The sequence below is a fragment of the Candidatus Lokiarchaeum ossiferum genome, assembly GCA_025839675.1.
GTDB lineage: Archaea > Asgardarchaeota > Lokiarchaeia > Sigyniarchaeales > Promethearchaeaceae > Lokiarchaeum > Lokiarchaeum ossiferum.
Genome location: CP104013.1, coordinates 2822732 through 2843008, shown reverse-complemented (window position 1 = coordinate 2843008; position 20277 = coordinate 2822732). Strand labels below are relative to the sequence as shown.

At 34.1% G+C, this 20277-nt stretch carries 19 protein-coding genes; 12 read left to right on the top strand and 7 right to left on the bottom strand.

The genetic code is table 11. From position 1 onward, the window contains the following. The first annotated feature begins 197 nt into the window (after positions 1-197). The 6 genes from NEF87_RS11940 (at position 198) to NEF87_RS11915 (ending at position 4545) form a co-directional block, all read left to right on the top strand. Complete coding sequence (locus NEF87_RS11940; protein ID WP_371806794.1) at positions 198-938, top strand: zinc ribbon domain-containing protein; 741 nt, start codon at positions 198-200, stop codon at positions 936-938. A gap of 155 nt (positions 939-1093) precedes the next feature. Then, positions 1094-2272, top strand: coding sequence for an acetyl-CoA C-acetyltransferase (locus tag NEF87_RS11935; protein WP_457919986.1), 1179 nt, complete (start codon positions 1094-1096; stop codon positions 2270-2272). A 109-nt stretch (positions 2273-2381) separates the two neighbouring features. After that, on the top strand, positions 2382-2762 hold the full coding sequence (locus NEF87_RS11930) for a hypothetical protein (RefSeq protein WP_371806792.1): 381 nt from the start codon (positions 2382-2384) through the stop codon (positions 2760-2762). Positions 2763-2939: 177 nt separating this feature from the next. After that, positions 2940-3182, top strand: coding sequence for a hypothetical protein (locus NEF87_RS11925; protein ID WP_371806791.1), 243 nt, complete (start codon positions 2940-2942; stop codon positions 3180-3182). Between the two features lie 22 nt (positions 3183-3204). Next, positions 3205-3441, top strand: a complete 237-nt coding sequence (locus tag NEF87_RS11920; RefSeq protein ID WP_457919985.1) for a hypothetical protein — start codon at positions 3205-3207, stop codon at positions 3439-3441. Between the two features lie 135 nt (positions 3442-3576). Beyond that, positions 3577-4545: a phosphotransferase enzyme family protein gene (locus NEF87_RS11915; protein ID WP_457919984.1), complete on the top strand. Its 969-nt coding sequence runs from the start codon at positions 3577-3579 to the stop codon at positions 4543-4545. 327 nt (positions 4546-4872) lie between these two features. On the opposite strand, the gene NEF87_RS11910 is transcribed toward NEF87_RS11915, so the two are convergent. After that, entirely contained in the window at positions 4873-5262 is a 390-nt protein-coding gene (locus NEF87_RS11910; RefSeq protein ID WP_371806788.1) for a hypothetical protein, read from the bottom strand. Positions 5263-6342: 1080 nt separating this feature from the next. On the opposite strand from NEF87_RS11910, the gene NEF87_RS11905 reads away from it, so the two are divergent. Further along, on the top strand, positions 6343-7101 hold the full coding sequence (locus NEF87_RS11905) for a GNAT family N-acetyltransferase (RefSeq protein WP_457919983.1): 759 nt from the start codon (positions 6343-6345) through the stop codon (positions 7099-7101). A 5-nt stretch (positions 7102-7106) separates the two neighbouring features. Here NEF87_RS11905 and NEF87_RS11900 read toward each other — a convergent pair whose 3' ends face one another. After that, entirely contained in the window at positions 7107-7439 is a 333-nt protein-coding gene (locus NEF87_RS11900) for a DUF3795 domain-containing protein (RefSeq protein WP_457919982.1), read from the bottom strand. A gap of 30 nt (positions 7440-7469) precedes the next feature. Then, on the bottom strand, positions 7470-10001 hold the full coding sequence (locus tag NEF87_RS11895) for a type ISP restriction/modification enzyme (protein ID WP_457919981.1): 2532 nt from the start codon (positions 9999-10001) through the stop codon (positions 7470-7472). A 33-nt stretch (positions 10002-10034) separates the two neighbouring features. On the opposite strand from NEF87_RS11895, the gene NEF87_RS11890 reads away from it, so the two are divergent. From NEF87_RS11890 to NEF87_RS11880, 3 genes are all read left to right on the top strand, one after another. Next, positions 10035-12227, top strand: a complete 2193-nt coding sequence (locus NEF87_RS11890) for an Eco57I restriction-modification methylase domain-containing protein (protein ID WP_457919980.1) — start codon at positions 10035-10037, stop codon at positions 12225-12227. A 79-nt stretch (positions 12228-12306) separates the two neighbouring features. After that, positions 12307-14370 (top strand): right-handed parallel beta-helix repeat-containing protein, encoded by a 2064-nt coding sequence (locus NEF87_RS11885; protein ID WP_457919979.1) that lies wholly within the window; start codon positions 12307-12309, stop codon positions 14368-14370. A 3-nt stretch (positions 14371-14373) separates the two neighbouring features. Continuing rightward, positions 14374-14739, top strand: a complete 366-nt coding sequence (locus tag NEF87_RS11880) for a transcriptional regulator (protein WP_457919978.1) — start codon at positions 14374-14376, stop codon at positions 14737-14739. Positions 14740-15038: 299 nt separating this feature from the next. Here NEF87_RS11880 and NEF87_RS11875 read toward each other — a convergent pair whose 3' ends face one another. Then, entirely contained in the window at positions 15039-15215 is a 177-nt protein-coding gene (locus NEF87_RS11875) for a response regulator transcription factor (RefSeq protein WP_457919977.1), read from the bottom strand. A 44-nt stretch (positions 15216-15259) separates the two neighbouring features. After that, on the bottom strand, positions 15260-16027 hold the full coding sequence (locus tag NEF87_RS11870) for a hypothetical protein (protein ID WP_371806783.1): 768 nt from the start codon (positions 16025-16027) through the stop codon (positions 15260-15262). A 176-nt stretch (positions 16028-16203) separates the two neighbouring features. Here NEF87_RS11870 and NEF87_RS11865 point away from each other — a divergent pair, with 176 nt between their 5' ends. Further along, the gene (locus NEF87_RS11865) at positions 16204-17679 is read left to right on the top strand and encodes an MFS transporter (protein ID WP_371806782.1); all 1476 of its coding nucleotides are present in this window, start codon (positions 16204-16206) and stop codon (positions 17677-17679) included. 143 nt (positions 17680-17822) lie between these two features. Then, the gene (locus NEF87_RS11860; RefSeq protein WP_371806781.1) at positions 17823-18761 is read left to right on the top strand and encodes a GNAT family N-acetyltransferase; all 939 of its coding nucleotides are present in this window, start codon (positions 17823-17825) and stop codon (positions 18759-18761) included. A 189-nt stretch (positions 18762-18950) separates the two neighbouring features. On the opposite strand, the gene NEF87_RS11855 is transcribed toward NEF87_RS11860, so the two are convergent. Together NEF87_RS11855 and NEF87_RS11850 are read right to left on the bottom strand one after the other, a co-directional pair. After that, positions 18951-19205: a ubiquitin-like protein gene (locus NEF87_RS11855; protein ID WP_371806780.1), complete on the bottom strand. Its 255-nt coding sequence runs from the start codon at positions 19203-19205 to the stop codon at positions 18951-18953. 204 nt (positions 19206-19409) lie between these two features. Then, positions 19410-20225, bottom strand: a complete 816-nt coding sequence (locus tag NEF87_RS11850) for an enoyl-CoA hydratase/isomerase family protein (protein WP_371806779.1) — start codon at positions 20223-20225, stop codon at positions 19410-19412. Positions 20226-20277: the final 52 nt, after the last annotated feature.

The window sequence follows — 20277 nt, the reverse complement described above, 5'->3', positions numbered from 1 at the left end:
GTACTCGTGACTGACATGACTATATACCTATTTATAAATTTCTTTCAGCAAAATAAGTTGGTCATGATACAAAGACAAAAGTATAAAATTGGTCAATTTGATTGTGATATATAAAAAAAAACTTGGAAATATGAAAAACGATGGGATGTTTTAAAAACTGTTGTGTGAATTGTCTTGCCTCTTGTTGCTTAATTTTAATGTCAGGGGTTTCATTCGTTTTCTTTGATCTTGGAAATGCGATTTCGGGAAGTTTATTTGTGAATTTAGGGGCCGCTATCAGAGGGTTGCTTGAAACTGTGACAGGTAGTGGGGCTGGCACGTTTATTTCTCTTTTGGTTGGTGGATTTATGGGAATTGGATCTGTATTGATGTTTCCGATCCACTGGATGCTCTATTATCGACCCGATGAACCGGGAATGGCAATTGCGTTACTTATTCCATGGATCCTATGTATTGGGATTACCTCTCTGCTTTTTGCCAAAAAAGCTAAAGATGGCATCATGATTGGAGTTCGCTTGGCTATTGGTTACATTGTGTTTGGCTCCCTCATTTATATTGGTTTAACCTATATATTAGGTGCTGCTGGTGCAGGTAACGTTGGATCGGGAGTTATCAATGGTATTTTTGCGGGATTGACAGATTTGCATCCAATTCTTTCTTTGATTTTGGCATGTTTAGAAGGTTGTTTGATAGGGGGAGCTTTTGGGGCTTTGATTGGGGCTTTGAAATTTGATCCTACCAAACAAGATTACGAAATGAAGCCGAAAAAGGTAAAATCCTCTAAAAAATCAAAAAAAACTAATGATGAATTTAGTGATATGTCCTTTACCTATGGTGCCCAGTCATCTGACGGAAAACCGACCAAAACTTGCCCTCATTGTGGAGCTAGTATTAAAGAAGGCGTGACTTTTTGTATTAAATGCGAAAACTATCTCTAATTTTTTTTTAACACCTTTTTGATCCCCGCATTAAAATATTCCTAACTTTATATTTTTTCATTCATTTAAGGGATTTGTATTGTTTGAAATTCATGATTTTTTAGTAAGAATATCTCTTATTCTAAAAAAATCAATCAAATTTTGAGGAAATCAAAATGAAAGAAGTTGTAGTCATAAGTGCAGTGCGAACTGCTGTTGGATCCTTTGGAGGGGCTTTAAAACAGACCTCTGCTGTTACTTTAGGATCTTTGGTAATAAAGGAAGCGTTAAAACGCGCCAATATTCCTGGTGATAAAGTGGATGAAGTGTTTATGGGCTGTGTTCTTCAAGCCGGATATGGTCAAGGTGTTGGTCGTCAAGCCTCGATGGGAGCTGGAATTCCCCAAGAAGTACCTGCTTCTACCATTAACATGATTTGTGGATCGGGATTAAAAACCGTTTCCCTTGGTGTTCAATCGATTATCGCGGGTGATAATGATATTGTAGTTGCTGGTGGGACTGAAAGCATGAGTATGGCACCATATCTTGTGAAAAATGCACGATGGGGATATCGAATGGGACCGGGTGAACTTTATGATAGTATGGTAAAGGATGGATTGTGGGAAGTTTTTAATGATTACCATATGGGTATTACGGCTGAAAATATTGCTGCTCAATGGAAATTAACTCGTGAAGAACAAGATCAATTTGCTGCTACTAGTCAACAAAGAGCTTCTAAAGCCAAAAATGAAGGCCGATTCAAAGATGAAATTGTCCCTGTTGAAATTCCACAACGTCGCAAAGATCCGATTATTTTTGATACTGATGAATTTATCCGTGATGGCACTACTGCAGAAAAATTGGCCAAACTACGCCCAGCTTTTAAGAAAGATGGGACCGTCACTGCAGGAAATGCTTCCGGAATCAATGATGGGGCTGCAGCAATCGTATTAATGTCCAAAGAAAAAGCTGATGAATTAGGCCTTACTCCTATGGCAACCATTGTGTCTCATGCTTCTGCTGGAGTGGATCCAAAAATTATGGGGACTGGCCCAATTCCTGCCACCCGTAAAGCCTTAGCCAAAGCAAATTTAAAAGTTGACGATCTTGATTTAATTGAAGCCAATGAAGCTTTTGCCTCTCAATCTCTTGCTGTTGTGAAAGAACTTGGGTTAAATACTGAAATAGTTAATGTAAATGGTGGTGCAATTGCGATCGGTCATCCTATTGGCGCTAGTGGTGCTCGTATTTTCGTCACCCTTCTTTATGAAATGATGAAACGCAAATCTACCTATGGTCTTGCTACCCTTTGTATTGGGGGCGGAATGGGTGAAGCCGTTATTGTTAAAATGTAAACCAATTCTAAACTACCCTTTTTTTTAAATTTCTTTTCACAATTAAGTTCAAATTTTTTCTTTCTTAAAAAAAAAGCATTTATTGGTGCGATGAACATCATTGATCTCAATGACTGAAACTGTGACCAAAATGTACTTCTGCGCAATTTGTAAGAAACGCCATTCCATAGATCTTCCTATAGATTTTGCAGAGGGAAAAACTCATTATCCCTTCGTTCATTTCTTTATCCATAAATTTCAAGGAGAGCCTGAGAAACACTTCGAAAAAATTGGAGCAGATATAATTACCACTCTCTATATTGACAAAAATCTGACCATTCGAGGAACAGAAGTTGCATTGGAAGATCCTAATGCCAATATCATGAATCGAGATGATGCTCAAACTATGATCACCTTTCTAACGAATCATATTAATGAATTGCAAGAAGCCTATGATAATTTAGCCGAACAATATGCAAAACTACTCGAATCAGTTCAACTCCAAAAATAATTCATCCCATTTTATCATCATATTTTTTGAATAATTTCGTATTTTCCAATTGTATTCTTTCTTTCTTGGGAATATTTCTATTCCCATATTATTAAATATTCGAGTTTTTTTTATTAACTTAATTACTCATTTCTAAAACAATTCAACAAAGTAAAAATTAAAGAGGTTTATGTAAGAGTGCTTAACGTACCAAATGATACTGCATCTGAAAAATTGGACGTGCAACAGGTCGAACACCAATATTTGGAATTATTACATGAAAAACAAACTTTACGACTCCGGTGCAATGAATTAAAGGATGCTTATTTTGATAAAGACCTCTCTGATAAAGCATGTTATAGCGAATTTGAGCAAATTTCACGTCGGTTGATGCAAATTGATGAATCTCTACTAAAAAAAGCAAAAATATTAGAAAAATAAACATTTCAAGGAAATGAATTATATGCGTAAGAAAAAAAAAAGCAATCAAATGATTGAAGAAGTTATCAGAATTAATGAGTTTAAGCCCCTTTATACCAAACAAATAAAGTATGAAAGAGAAATTGCTGAATTAAAATCTAAATTCATGCGTCATCAAATTTCTCCAAAAGAGTACTATGAGGAATACGAATCGTTGGGTTTAAAGTTGAGAAAGGTTCAGCATTTAATTCGAACTAATTTTCCAAATCAAAGCTCATAGATTTTTACTCTCTAATTTAAAGATCTTCAATCTTTTTTCTCATAATTCTAAGTTTAATAAAATGTATACTTGTTTAAAACTATAAATATAATACGAAGAAATAAGGAAGAAGAAATATTCAATATTTTACAGAAAATGGAATCTTCAATCATTTCTTGGTTAGAACAATCTTACCATATTAATGCACTTTCAATTCTTCAATTAAATGGAGGAAATTGGGCAAATACATTTGATGTTGAATCTAATCAAGGCTCATTAATTGTAAAAATCCTTGAAACAACCCGATCTTCTCCAACCGAAGAGATCCAAACTCAAATATTATTTTATTTAGCTTCTAAAAATATTATAGTGCGCAACCCCATTCCGAATATTCACGGAAATTGTAACACCTTCTGTCAATTTGAGGGTAATAATTATCAAATAACCGTTTTCCAAAAAATCCAAGGGCACGTAATTGAGGAACATATGTCATTGTTAACTTCAAATGTTGTTGAAATCCTTGGAGAAAACTTAGCTCGATTTCATAATGAATTATCTAAAGGTGGATTTGACTCCCATTATAAGCTTTGGAATCAGCAGGAAAATCTCTTTACTCAGTTCGACTTTGGACAAGTTGATAATTCAATAGTTGATCGATACCACTCTTTTTTCAACAAATTGTCCCACGAACCTATGCAATGTCAGTTGATTCATGGTGATATGCATTTTGCAAACATTGTCCTCCAAAAAGATCCTCAAGAGATTGGCTTTATCGATTTTGATGATATGATTCTTGGTCATCCTGTTATGGATTTGAGCGTTCTAATTTTAGATTATGCGATAATGACCCTAAAATCAAACGACGAAATCATCCAAAAATTTGTTGTTCCTCTACTTTCTGGATATTTTAGACTAAAACCTTTAACCAAAGAAGAAATTTTGATGATACCACTCATTTTAAAAGTACTGGAATTGAACCTTTATATCCAATGTTATGAAATTCGCGATAGTGAAGCGGTTTGGATTAAGAATTTTTATGTAAATCGGACACAATCGGTATCGCGAGATGATTATATTATTCTTTCTAGAGAGGAATTGTTAGTAATTTATGGCAAAATTCAGTAAAAATAAAGATAATGATTGGCGTAATGGGATGGAATTGAATAAAATTTGGTTTTTGCTCCATCCCATTACAGTTGGTTAGTTAATCCGTTTTTTTTATGTTTTTTTTCCTTTTTAGTTTTGTCGAGTCACCTCATATTGTTTTTTTTTTGCGGTTGTTGTTGTGATTATTTGGTGAATTCTTGATTAGTTTTATATCCCACCAAGGAGATACATCATGTTTTTCAGTTTTTCTTTTTTTTTTCTTTTACAGGTCTCGTCTGGTCACCTCATGTTAATTTTTTTTTTGGTCAAGGAATTTTTTTTATATGACTGAAAGTGTTAGTATATTTACATTTCTTTGCCGGTTAATCCCCTCCAGATACTTTTATAATCCAATTGTAATTGAAAAGAAACTTCTTCCCCAGGTTCAAGTTTGGACAAAAGTCCGCATAGCTCCGTGAAAGAAGTTTCTTCGTAGATGTCATGGGTTGTGGTTGGTAAGTGAAACTCTTTTTCTATTCCCATAGGAAGCGGTGATGAGCGTTCGACGCTTAAAGTCGGAATACGATATCCGCGAGAGCGTAAGTCTGCTTGTAACACTTCATTCTTATTAAATTCGAAGGTACTTATGCTTTCTGTATCCAATAAGGATAGGGCTTCGAGTTCCGCTTCTAAAGAATCAAAGTAGGTAAATGATTCCTGGTCGTCTAGGGGTTTGATTTTTTCTAATACGCTCATTTCGTTTTTTTCCTCAGTGTGGGATAGATTTTGGTTGGTTTTTTGGTGTCTGTATTGTAGGTTTTTGTTGGGTAGATGATGCTGAAAAAAAGGGGCTGAGTTAAATTCACTGACTGAAAGAAATTCTTTCTAGTGTTTAATGAAATTATTATAGTTTAAGGTAGTCTCGGTGCCAAGCACCAGAGGAAAAGAAGCCATGCATTTCCATCCCGCCATTTTTCATGAAATGGTTCTGGAACGCGTTGCAATTCTTGATGCTTGCCGAGACACACTTACCAATTAATAATGTCACAAATGCGTAAATGCTTCACAGTAGATTCTGCGGGCATATATACAAGTGCACCATTATTTATTCCATCATAGGAATCGGTAAGCTTTTCGGTAAACATCATATTTTTCACAAACGGTTCAGGTTAGTTATTCAGGATTGGTTTTTTTTAGCATGTTTAGAAGAGTTGTTTTCTTCTAATATTATATAGGAAATTTCCCTATTTAAAGTTGTCGTTGTTCGATTTTTAGTAAATGATTGTTGGGGATGATATATTCCTAATATAAAAAATTTGAGTGCGGTTGCTACTCCTATTGGTGTGTACCCCTTGTAAATGATGGATCCACTTTTTTGGGGTTTGTCATTTTATAACTTTTGCGCACTATTGTAGCTTCAAAGGTGTTAGCAACAGTTCCGAATCGCTCAACAAACTTTAAGAGCTATTCCGGAAAAACTTGGAAAAGAAGAGTTTTTAACCGATTCGGAAGCCGTTTTAGCACCACTTAAATGCCACAATCGGATAATCCTTGTGATTATCAATAGTAGCGCGCATTATAAGTGCGCAGTGGATTCCATTATTGGAATGTAAACGGGTTTCGATTCGATTCATTTTAAATACCTATCAGTGTATTCAAATTATTACTAAATAATATGAAATTTTTTTAATATTTATAGTTGAGGGTAGACAGTTTTTAGCAATTTTTCCTTAAATGCTATCAAAAGAAAATGGAATATACGTACTACTTTTCAATTATTAGACTTATAAAAAAAAATTCCCAAAAAATTTATGAGTTCCAAGCTAAAGCAAAGTGATGATTTCTCCTGAAAAACAACTCTATATTCGAAACATGGAATCGCGAACCATGGGGGCTTGGCCGAGTTTTCAGACTATTATTGATGATGGATGGGTCTTACGTTTCGCAAAAGGCTATACTAAACGAGCAAATTCAGTGAATCCCATATTTCCTTCAACCGACAATATATCGGAAAAAATATTTCGGTGTGAGACACAGTATTCCCAACTAGGGTTACCTTGCGTTTTTAAGCTAACTAAAATTGCGTCCCCCTTTAATCTTGAAGAGTTTTTGGATAAACGGGGTTATTCTAAGATTGATGAAACCAGTGTCCAAGAAGTTTCCCTACTTAATGATTTTAACTCCAAATCGAGATTGAAAATGGATTATTTTACAGCAGTGAATGAGACCTGGTTGAAACATTATTGTCACATGAATCGAGTATCAGAACAGAATCAGTTGAATTTGAAAGGAATTTTAACCAATATTGTGACTCCAGCATTCTATGTACTATTATACAACAAGAATGAGTGTGTTGCATGCGGTTTAGGGGTTCAAGATGGTATATTTATTGGTTTGTTTGATATTGTTGTAGCAAAAAATCATCGAAATCAAGGCATCGGGACGCAGCTCATTCAATATTTGCTTGAATTAGGAAAAAATAATGGTGCTCAAAAGGCCTACTTGCAAGTTATGTTAAATAATCCCGCAGCTCTCCACCTTTATGAAAAATTAGGATTTCAAGAGCAATATCGTTATTGGTATCGAAAAAAATAGATTAATTAACGCAAGTTATCTAATTGCACTTTCGCTTCAGGGGCATGCAAATTCGTCCACAGTTCTTCTAAATCATTACAAGCATAATCTGGACACTCGGCACAAGTCTTAACTCCTTTTTTCAATCCACAATTTCGAACTTTGCAATCTGAACAATGCATGAGTAATTCTCCATTGGAATGGCAACCGTCACAACTGATTTTCTCTGGATCAATGACGAATCCCACAGATCCCCATTCCATTGCGGTTCTTTTCCGTAATTCATTATCATTCGTTCGTTTGGCGATATATGCGGGGCATTTCAAACAATTTATTCCACAAAATGAGATTTCTTGCATAAGCTTCTATCTATATCCAAGCATTTAAGTTTAATTCATCTTCGATGCAAATCCCATAGTTATTGGGTTTTTTTGGAGTTCCATGTCTATTAACTTTTTAAGTAGCAAGGTTTCTTGAATAATAAAAACCATGAGAAAGAACTGATGCCAATCTGGTGGAGTTAATCCTCTTTGTAAAGAACTAAATTTTCTCGCTTTTAGCCAATGATCTACTATTTGAATACTCCCAATCCTGAAATTCCAAACTTTTGCAGAACAAGGAATATTATAATACGTTTTTCCTGATTTTTGGGCTTTATTTTGGAATGAAGTGAAACATATTGAATTTTTTTCGAATCTCCATGATTTTAATTGGATATCATGGGAGAGTGATTCCTTCCACGATTTATAGAAATCCTCATACTTGTGTTGTTGAAACCTAGAAAAATTATAGGTGTGAAGAAGAATTAATTCAAATCCAAGATCAGCAATTTTTTGGATGAACTCAGCCTTGTCAGAAATAAAGACACGGGGAAATTCATGGAATAACATGGGTTCAAAGATACTTGCTAATGTTGTGGAATTTAAAATTCCGTAAAGATATCCAATCAACTGATTCTCGGTGATGGAAGGATACACATATTTTAATTTTGAAATATATATCTCCGAAAGATTCAAATTTCCGTCTATCCATATCGGAGCGACTTTAGAAGTTGAATATCCGAAGATCCCCGAGTCTACAATCCCTTGAGTGCATAAAATATGGGTGAAGGGAGGCTTTTGCATTGATTGCACAAAATTGAATGCTAAATTTGAGTTTTTTAGATTTCGATTTTCTTTCCCTTTCAGGATTTCTTCAATAATCAGCGGGGATTGATTCAAATGATCTAAAATGATGGATTTACCACATCGTCTATTAATGGTATAAAAGATTGTATGCCGTAAATCAAATGGACGGTAATTTACGGCGGTAATTGATCGTTTCATCTCTTTAAAATCAAAATGTGATAGAACTTGTTCATTTTCAAATAGCGCATCGATATTTTGTTTGATTCGACCCTGTTTTCGGAGTGTAATGTAATCACGTTTTTCTAATAAGGTGATATTTTCCTTTAATGGATCCGAATCTACATGGATCATAAATCGGTCACGAGAGCTTATCATGGCTCGACTTGTTTTTATGAAACATTTTGGAAGGGAAATGCAGTGAATGTCCCATATTTGTTGATATTTTGGTTCCACGGTAATTGGAACAAAAAGAAACTTAGGTGCTTGAGGGGTTAGTTCCACAAATCCTAAATTTTGTATTTCATGTGCCAATACTTCTTTTAGTTCTTCTTCTCCATTCCTAATCCCAAGATAGTGAAGTGTAGCGGTTTTTTGATCGAGATTTTTTTTCTTAAAAAATAAGCTGATGGCCACTCCTGTTTGAATTCCAAAAACATTAGTTCCTGTCGAAACTCCTTTTATATTGCGAGCATCCCCAAATAAATCTATGATATAGATGTCCGACATTGATTTCAACAAGGATTGTCGCATGCCATAGAATACTTTTCCATCCAGATATTTCCGATTGGTGATGAAAACCAAGATGCCTTGAGCTTGTTTCTCCAGTATCCATTGTCCATAGCGAATAAATTTCACATAATCGTCATACAAACGGGTGAGATTGGGCTCCTTCACTGCGTATGCTGTCATTAACTGATATATCCAAGCATCTTTATTGGTACTGGAAACCGCATAGGGTGGGTTACCAAAGATGATAATCGGTTTAGTTCTCGTGTGTGGAAGTTTTTCAATTGTTTCATAAAATTCAGGAGTTAAAGCCGATTGAAAAGAAATTTGAAGTGAAATTTCCTTCTCTTTGGAAGAAAAATTCATGCTGTCAGCTAAAAGGAACCGCCCGATGAAATATGCAGCATAATTTAATTCATTCCCATAAAACTGAATCGGAAATTGAGTCTTGATCCAATCCGGGTTTTTAACTATATTGTGAATTCCCAATTCAAAGGATAGGGATCCGATTGCAGGATCATACAAAATCAATTCTGGGGAACTAAGGCCACGAGGAAGATCAAAGTGCTGTTGAATCTTTGTGTGAAGGAGTCGCATCATAAAATTGATGATATAATCCGGAGTATACACTATGCCATGCAATTTTTGTTGGTTCTTATTATAATATCGGATAAATTCCGTATATATTTTTTCTAAAAACACCGTTTCCGACAACATACTATTCCGCCGTAATTTCCCATGATTCAGTGCCTCCTCGATAAGTGAGGCTAATTCTCTCCTGATTTCTAAGGTTTTTTTTTTTGAGCACATTTCCATCCTTTGCCAAAATAGATCTAAGAAATTTGCTATAATTTTGCTTTGTAAATCAGGAAGGATTTTCTGACGGACACAAAAAATCACGCAACACTGAGCATATATCTCTGCGATATGCTTCATTGGAACACGTTCGATTTCTGGGAATGGGATAAGGGTATGATTTTGAAGTTGCCATTTCTCTTCTGAGATTAATTCTAATTCCCGTTTTAATTTCTTACAAATTTTTGCCAGATCCGAGAAAAATAGCATCATTTAAATGTAAACGGTTCGAGAATTTAAATATATATGCTGGAATCGTTATGGGCTATTTTTCAAAGTTCTTCTGACTCAAAAAGTCGAGTAAGTAAACAAGAACAATTGCGATTAATGCTAAATATTTTCATGGTTCTTAAAGAATCAAAATCGCGCGAATATCTGGTGCGAAGTTTGGATGGAGGCTCTCACATTCAGAATGATCCTCCCTCCATTAGTCCTTTATCAGCCTTACGCCATAACGTACTACAGCAATTTTCAATTCAATCGGCTAAAATATCCTTTGTTAATGGCATTGAATCCTTTTCAGAGTATTCTAGCAAATTATTGAAGAACTTGATTGATCATCTTCGCCCATGTGTCAATGATTCCACTTTTTTATCCCGTCTCTATGAATCCTATGTGAGTTTTAAACATCAACGAGGCACATTTTACACTCCCCCATGGATGATTGATTATATTTTAACTATTCTTTCTCAAAAATGGAACAAGCAAGCTAAAACTGACTCTTTATCTTCTCCTTCGATTGCGGATATCAGCTGTGGGACGGGTAATTTTCTTCAAAAAATACCTGCTTTTTTTTCAGAGGCAAATATTTCAGGGGTTGATATTGATCCCTTAGCCCTTGAAATTGCCTATCTGAATCTTAAACTCTTTTCTGCTAAAGTTCAGAAATCTAAATCCCCTTTTACTAACCATTTTTATGCGCGGGATAGTTTAAGGTCCACTGTTCCAAATTCACCTTTCAATATTGTTTGTGGAAATCCTCCATGGGGGACTACAATTGATTCATATCAGAAATTGTTAAAAACCCATTATCATGCGTTGATTCGTTCAGTCACAGAGTCTCAAGAATTCATTGGGGGAAAAAGTCCGACTTCTCCGATGAAACGTCCCTATAAGATTCGAGACCAATTAGATATTTATTCCCTTTTTGTAGTGCGAAATCTCAAGATATTAAAGAAGGGAGGGCTTCTTGCTTTAATCATTCCAAGTACCATTTTATTCAATCCGGTTTATGAACCCCTTCGTAGATTTTTACTTAAGACCACAACAATTCTCCAAATATCATACTTAGGTGAAAATGTGTTTGTGGATGTAAATGTTCCCTCGATTATTCTCTTCTTGAAAAAAATACCCGCTGCCTCAAACCACAATGTCATTATCTCCCACTTACTGGACCAAAAACCTGGTTCTCAAATGGATTCAGATTATTTTCCACAATGGAGCTCGGATGAAATACCACAACAAACATTTCTTCAACATCCCTTTTGCAATTTTACAATTTTCACTGCTCAAGCGACTCTTAACATTGTTCAACAAGTTGAAGACACCCCTCATTATGTTTTTGGCGATTTTGTATCTAATAGCCGTGGAGTTGAGATTGGGAAAGTGGGAAAAATCTATCAATGTCCTTTTTGTAAAAAGTGGAATCCGATTTCCCATTTTAAAAAATCTATCAAATTAAATAGTGCAGTGGGTGCAAAATGTAATCAATGCAAAGAATTTGTATATAAGAAGCAAATGATTGAACAAGCGATGATCATCCGGCCGACAAATAACATCCCTATAACCGACAATAAATCAAAGTGGGTACCTTTATTAAGAGGTGAAGATATCCATCGCTATAAATTGAAGTCTGAATTTTCCATTAAGCTTGGGTATGATGGAATTAAATATAAACATCCTGATAAATTTCGTTCCCCCAAAATTCTCCTAAGGAAAACTGGAAAAGGAATTATCGGTGCTCTGGATTACAATAATTTTTATACTCTTCAAGTGATATATCAGTTTTCTCTTAAATATACTCTTTCTTCTTCTTCTTTGCAAGTTTCAGACTCTGCTTCCACCATTAACTATGAAAAAGGAAATGTGAATGATTATTCCCCTGAACTGCTTCGCAAGTATTCCATTGAATTTTTATTCGGGATCATTTCATCTAAGCTAATCGAGCTCTATTATCATAATAATTTTGCTAATCCTAAGAAAAAAACATTCCCCCATTTAATCCAAGCCAATGTCTTGGCATTACCTATTCCCAAGATTGATTTTTCAAATTCACAAAACCCTTCTTACACATTGTATTTAAAAATTGAAGAATGCATCCGTAAGATCATTTCCTTAAGAGAAAATCGTTTTGAAGATGAAGAATTGATCCAAACTCTAATTCTCGAAAAAGACGATGCTGTGGAAACTCTGTTTACTATCCGAAAGAACATCAATTAGATTTTTTTATAATTCACCTTTGAAATCTGTCACACAGAATATATTGGGGATTTAAAAGCTTCTACAACCAATGAAAAATATGGATCATCAAGCTAAAACCGACTCTCATCAATTAATCCTTACTTTCTTGCTATCTATTATTTTTATCAGCACATTGAGTGGTCTGGCTGCATCATTCGCGGAAATTTCATTTGAAGATAAAGGTCGAAGAAGTAACTATGTCCCTCTTTCTCAGTCCATTGATTGGAACAATTTAATTCCTCTTTCCTCTCAATCTTTTTCTTCTAAGGATGATCTTCAAAATTATACTAGTCCAGAATCTGGAGATGGCACTTCCTGGACTTCGCCTTTAATATTAGAAAATTATATTGTGGAACAAAATGCCAGTGTTGCTGGATTAAACTTTACAAATTTTTCCGAATATTTAATTATAAAAAATTGCGCTTTTCGAAATCTTTATCCCGGTTATCGAGAAGAAAGTTATTCCATTTTATTTAATCGCTCTCAAAATATTAAAATAATGTCATGCTACTTCAATTCTTATTCAGGAAGTGATTCTAATGCTGTACGTCTTGAATATTCAAGTCAAATTAATATCACAGATAATTATATTACCGCTTATTATTATGGGATTATAGCCGTCGATAGCAACGATTTCTTCATCACACATAATGAAATGTGGAATCAAAAATATGAACATATTCAATTCCGAAATGTGCATAACATTATCTTAGAAAACAATAACTTAATTCATACTTACATTTCGAGCAATTTCGGTGTTGAAGCTATAACGGGGTGGAATGTTTCTCAATGCTTTCTAAAAAGTAATGAAGTGTCAGCGGAGTATACCGAGATTGAGTTTTATTCTTCTCAGGATATCTCGTTTGTTCAAAATATCTTGCCCCGATTAAAATTCTATATTACGAATAACATAAATCTCACAGAGAATGATATAGATGGGGGTATTTCTTTTTTATTTGGTATTAACTCCACAATTTTAGATAATATAATACGAGATTCAAATACTGGGATTAAATTTCTTAATTCCTACAACTTTCTGATAGAAGGAAATACATTTCGTTTTATTTCTGAGTATATCTTCGACATTTACTATCTTGAAGAAGAAGATGATCACGATTATGAGCCTATTTGGTTTGATAATCCCAATTTTCACGAAGAAGTTATCAAAGGTAATACAATTATTTTGATTGGAAGAGGGATATTCAAAGAGAATCTCTCGAACATCCAATTTCAAGGAAATTTTATATTTTTTCATGTAGGTCATTATTTCTTCTTGGTATTTAGTTTGGTTTCTGGAGGTATATTTATCAAATTTTTAATAATTCAACGAAAAAAAAAACAAAAACTCAAATTCCTGAACCTAAATCTCCAGAAAAACCGGAATCATACAATTGAGGATGAGGAAATTCCGGGTGCAAAAGCTATCACCCTTATGCAAAAACATGAATCTAATATAACTCAAATAGTATCTTTCCAATTTCTAATACTATTTGGACTGTTTTTCTCATTTGTTTATTCAGAATTATTCTACAATGGCCAACTTGTTCGTATTATGCTTGGATTATTCCTGAATAATGAATATTATTCTGATGTCCCTTTACGTCATTTTCTTGTGAATCTTGAAATCTTGATCATTGGTATAGTCCTCACAAGTTTTTTTTATAGGAAGCTACGAAAACTCCAGCAAACTCCTCCCATTCTTCAAGATTCTCCTATGAATCTCCATACAAAGGAAAAACAAGTAATCTGGGTTGGAATGGGAGGTCTACTTGTAATCGAAATTCTTATGCTTCTACTTGTCTATTTTGGATCTTATGAAAGGATTCTATTAATTTTAGGGATGATATTTACTTTGCTCTTTCTTTGGAATCTACTCCTCAAAATTTATAAGAAGGATCAAAAAATATGGTTTGTAATCGGGATCTTGGGAATCGGTTTAATTATTGCGTATTGTATTATACGAAAACTAATTGATCCAAATATAATTAGGTCGAGCCATCCCGATGAAGTTGAATTTACTCGAAAATTTGTATTCTGGAGCTTTCTAATATTGGGGGGTTTTGGTTGGTTAGGGGCTCTTTTTCATGATGATGAACTCGATACTTCAACAGGGGAAAAATAACTCATGGAAAAGACAAAAAAAAATATCCCAGAAAAACCAAAGGAAGAACAAGAAATTCCTCCCCCATTACCTTTATTTACTCCTAATGAATTATTGAAAGTCCCTCTTCGCTTCAATATCATGTTTTTATTATTTAATTATTCCCAAATGGGTTTTACCGAATTGAAGAAGTTGCTTAAGTGTACACCTGGAAATTTGGATCACCATTTGAAAAAGCTTATTTTAGCCGGGTGGATTGAAGATCGTATTACATTTTCTCCACGCCCATTGAAAATTTTGCGAATAACTCCTAAAGGTCAGGAAAAATTTTCCTTTCAAATTCAACAATTAAAAAAAATTATAAGAAACAATAAAGAATCGATTGATTAGAGCGAGTATTTTTCTTCCATTAAAAGAAGCAAACTATCAAAGAGAAGCGGAAATCTGTATTGAATGTGGTGAAAATTTAGTTCCTAACGTATTAGATCAAGCATTTTTTCATGTTTATATATATATATTTATTCCGGTATTCATCATAATTGCTTCATTATCTTATTTAAAAGTGTTAAAAGTTTGTAGAGCTAATTTTTACCTTCTTTTTTCATCCGTGATTCTTGTTTTAATGATAACTCGCTACTAAAGATTCGCCTTTTTTTTGCAAATTACTAAAAAAACCTTAGTTAATTTCTTCAGATCAATCGGTTTAAACAATATTCTGACCCTGAAATTAGAATTATTGGAACAGATGCATCAATCTTTTTAATTGCACTTGCTAATTCAATTCTGTTTAAATCCGGCATATTGAAATCAGTAATAATAATGTTTATTTTTTTAGGATCAATTATTGCTGGAGTTTTACTAACCATCTTGAATAATTACTATCCAACTACAGTAATTAATATTTAAGAGATTATTGATTTAGAAATTCGATTATCTTTTTCATAGGTATCGATACCGACATAATATAATTCGGTTTGGCCCGTTTTGAATCAGTTTTATTGAACTCTATTGTATTCAAGAAATTTTCCATGAAAGTATTATAAGCAAGACGATATTTGTGAAATTGTTCTTCAGTGAAGTAATAAAAGGAATTTGTAAATTCAGAATATATCCGATCGATTCCTTTTCTATCCGTTTCAACTCCTACCATGGATTTAAATAGAGTTTCTAATTCTTCAGATACTTTTCCCTCTTTTAAGATTTTTTTTTCAACCTTATTAAAAAACTCAGTAACTCGAGTTAAATTCATAATATTGATATTGGAAATCGCTTTAGATGTTGCAATTTGATCCAAGATAACGGTGGAGGATAGGTCATCTAAGATTTCTGGATTGGGATCAACTTCTTTCAATAAATCCTGATAGTTTTCAACAAGACTGTAAAATGCTTGAACATTTTTTTTGGATTTTCCTAGTGAAGGATCACTTTCAACCGACTTAAAATGGGGTTCCGCAACTAATCCCACATCAATTAAAGTTTTTAAATGGCCGTGGACAGTAGGCTTTTTTTTTTTTAAAAGCAAGCAAAGATGATTTAGGCTGATCTCTGGATACATCTCTAAAAGACTATAAATTTGAAATTTTGACTTACTTTTTAATATATTTACTATTGAATGTGAATTTTTATCTAGTTTTGTCCGATTTCTCGGCTCAGTATTGCTGATCGATTTTTTAGGCATAAATTGGGATCATTCCTTTATTGATAGAAATACCGTATGTCTTCGGTATTACTAAAAAATTCCAAACATTTAAATATTCTTAATATCCAAAGTATATTAGTCTTCGGAAAAATTAATAAATACCGAATGAATTATAATTTTGCATAATATTCCAAATAGTTAAAAACGTGATAACCATGACAACAAACGATTCAAACTCTGATGATTCACTTTCTAGTGAATCTAACCCATTGGTCAAAACGAAATCGAAAATTTTTAAGAAAATGTGGCCTTCTTTTTTAGTTCAAAATGCTTTTGCCTTTACTTTTGCTGTTTTAATGATAAATATCATCATCATTTCGACGATTATGTTCCCAAATGAACCCTTTCGAGCTAAAGAATTTGGGTTGATGCTCGGGATTTCCACTTGGATTATGGGTATTTCTGGAGTTTTATTTGGTGCCTTTGCCGATCGCTTTTCTCGCAAAAATTTGCTGGCGATTGTTGCTTTCTTCTATGGGCTTGGATATTTATTAAATGGATTTGTCCCTGCTGGATTAGGTATGACCACTTATTACTATTTCTTTACATGCCTAGCTGTTCGAAGTTTCTTTAGTGGAGGTATTTTTCCAATAGTCACCTCTTATGCCAATGATGCTACTGAAGAGGATGAGCGTTCTCAGTATTACGGGGCTATTAATGCTTCCTTTCAAATTTTTCAAATTTTCGGAAGCCTTATTTCTGCTGTAGTTCTCCAAAATAATTACTGGCGTGAATATTTCTGGATTGTTGGTGGAATAAATATGGTAATTGGATTAGTTGTATATTTTAAAGCGCTAGAACCCAAACGAGGTGCCACTCAAAATGAGTTAAAAGAAGTTTTACAATCCAATAATGCAGAATACAACTATGTATTGACAAAGGAAATGGTCAAAAAAACAATTATGGCTCCAACCAATATAATCGCCTTTATTGAAGGGATTTTTACTACCATTTTAATGAGCATTCCCGATTTTCTTCTTCTGGCATATGTTCAATCTCCTCCCTACAATTTTTCTCCATTAGTTATCACTATTCTTATGTTAGTAACAGGAATCCCGGGAGCAATCTTAGGTTCCTTAACTTTTGCGAAGATCTCAGATCGATTGGGAAAGAAAAATATTTCAAATCGGCTAGTTTTAATCACTATTTCAATGGTTATTCTCTTTGGGATCTTTCTTGGTTCTTTCCTCTTTCCTTTACCTTATTTGTCAATTGAGCAAGGAATGCAGCTAAGTATATTATTTCAATATCCAATTCTTTGGGCATTCGGTGGGATGAGTTTCCTCGGAAAAGTTGTAATAACGGTATATAATATGAATCAACCCGTAGTTTTGCAAAAAATCAATTTGCCTGAAGCGCAAGGAACTGTGAGTTCTGCAAATCAACTTCTTGAGATGATAGGAAGCGGTTTAGGACCTATTATTGCTGGAGTGTTACTAACTATCTTTAACAATAACTATCAAACTACAGCAATTATAACTATGAGTGTTGGTATGATCGGTGCTTTATTTTGGATAATCGGAGCGAAATATATAAAAAAAGATGTAAAGCGCATCTCGAACATTTTAAAGCAACGGGCGACTGAGCTTGAGCTAAATAAAAATCCCAATCCCATTTCAGAATTGCTTTAATTGGTGTTAATTTTAATCCTTTTTTTCATTTTTTTTGAATACATGTCAATTTTGGGAACATTTATTTTCAATTAGTTCTTATGACTTGATAGTCATGCTATTTACATAAATGGCATGATCAAATCTTTTATGGGGGAATGTATATGAAAATTGTTAAGTATGATAATGAATCGAAAATAGATGCAATGGTTGAAATTGCGGAACAAAGCCGGAAAAAATTCTATCCAAACAATCCACCTTTGACCAAGGATAGGATACACGATGTTATGAAAACCATATATGTGAATTCAACTCTTGAGGCGGATTCCATCTTCGCAATGGATGATGATGGAAAAGTAATTGGATTTGCGGGACTTATGCGAACTGAAGTTGCTAAAGATCCATGGATTTTATTGTGTAATGTTCTTCCTGAAGTAGAAACGGAAGAAATATGGACTCAATTAATCACCACTGTTTTAAACCAAGCGAAAGAACAAAATGCTCCGGGTATCAAAATTACCTCGGATAAAATGAGACCTATCTTAAACAATGCCTTGAAAACTCTTAACTTCACACCCGATCATTACATCTACTCTTTAAACTTAAAAAACTTGAACAATATTCCCAAAGTTACCATTCCAAAGGGTATTGAAATAAAGGTAGCCGATAAAATTATTGATCCAAAACAACATGTATCCGTAATGAATGAGGCTTATGAAAATAAGGATGAATGGATCCCCGATACTCCTGAAAATATTCAAGATTGGGAAGCCATGCAAAAGAAAACTTTTGATCCGGTTCATTTCTATGCCTATAAAGGTAAGAAAATCGTTGGAGCATGCAATGTTTTAGATTCTAAACAAGATAATGTCAGTCGATTTATCGGAAGTATTGGTGTTCGGAAAAAATATCAAAATCAGGGAATTGGAGAAGCATTAATGGGTACTGCACTTCAAAATTTAAATAAAAGAGGTAATAAAATGGTGCAATTTAATACATCAGGCAAAAACACTTCGGATATTGAATTACCAACTAAATTTGGATTTGAAGAAGATATCAACAAAACTCAAGTAGTCTATAAGATTGACACCCGGAAAATCTAATGTTTCTACAAAATGAAATGATCCAAAGCAAATAGAACTGTATTGCATAAATTTTGTCCTACTTCTATCGTCAGTGGGCTCAAGAATATTTTTTTATCATTTTTTTAATTATATTTTGCCCAAAGTCACTAGCTTAAGTTATCGTGAGTTACTTGGGTTAAAATGATAAAGGAGTAGTAAAAAAAAAAATTAATATCCACCAGCTTGTGTGGCCATAACTGTGATTACATCAGTCTTTGGATTCACACCTACTTTTGCGAACTTCAAATTGTCAGGAATTACTTTTCCCTTGAAAATAAATTGAATGGCTAAAATAGGATTCAATTTATAAGCTTTTTGTACTTCTTTCTTAATTTCTGCAATTGTATTGCCGGTATCAACATCAATTAATTTGATTGCTTGATCAGGAGGAACTCCTGTTAATCGAAATCGGAATTGTGCCATGTTTGTTCACCAATATATCAAATCCTTCGAAAAAATCCGAATTTTTTTTTTTCTTAGGATTCAAAATGAATTAACCTAACTAATGTGAAATAACTTAAAAACTGTTTTCCGTACGAAGATCGAAAATCGAGAAAATTCACAATTATAATCAATTTTCAAAGAATCTTATCTCAAAAGATCAACATTTATCTAAAAAAAAGGAAATTAATCCGCTTTTTGTGCTCTTCGCAATTTTCTTTCTTTCCGTTTTCGTTCTCTTTCTTGCTGCTTTTTGAAATGGCTAAGTCGATCCCGAGGTTCTCCCGAAGCAAAACTTTCATTGAAGGCAATTTCTTCGGATCGAAATCCACTCTCTGAGGTAAAAGTGGCTTCGTTTACCAATCGTTTACTCCGTGCAATGGCTTCTTTGCAATTCACGGTCATTTTTCGGGCAATCCGGTTGATTTTTGCATCAAACCCTTCCAGAGGAAATACTGCATTTATTAACCCGATTTTATCCGCTTCTTCTGCTCCTATCACCCGTGCAGAGAATATCAACTCCTTGGCGCGATTTGGTCCAATTAGTCGTGCAAGGCGCTGTGTACCTCCTCCACCAGGAGTAATTCCATAGACGGTTTCGATCTGTCCAAATTTCGCATTTTCTGCGGCATAGATTATATCCGCACAGATGCTTAATTCTAATCCTGCGGTTAAACATAAGCCCTTAATGGCGGCAATCACCGGAAACGGCATTTGTTCTAACCGTCCAAAAATATCATGACAACGCACGGATACATCTTCTGCTTGTTCACCATCAATGGCAATAAACCAGTCAATATCTGCCCCCGCAGAGAAAAAGTGATCCGAATTACTAGATAAAATTAACACTCGAATCTCTGGATTTGTGAGAAAACCTTGTAAGATTTCATCTAACTCGGTAGCAACTTCGGCACTAAAAGAATTCATTTTATCCAAACGATTTAGTTTGAGCCAAAAAATGCCCATATCTTGTTCGATCAACCAATTGTTATAATCTGACATACGATACTTTCCCTAACACGACGCACTTTTAGAATTTTTTCAGCTGAATTTA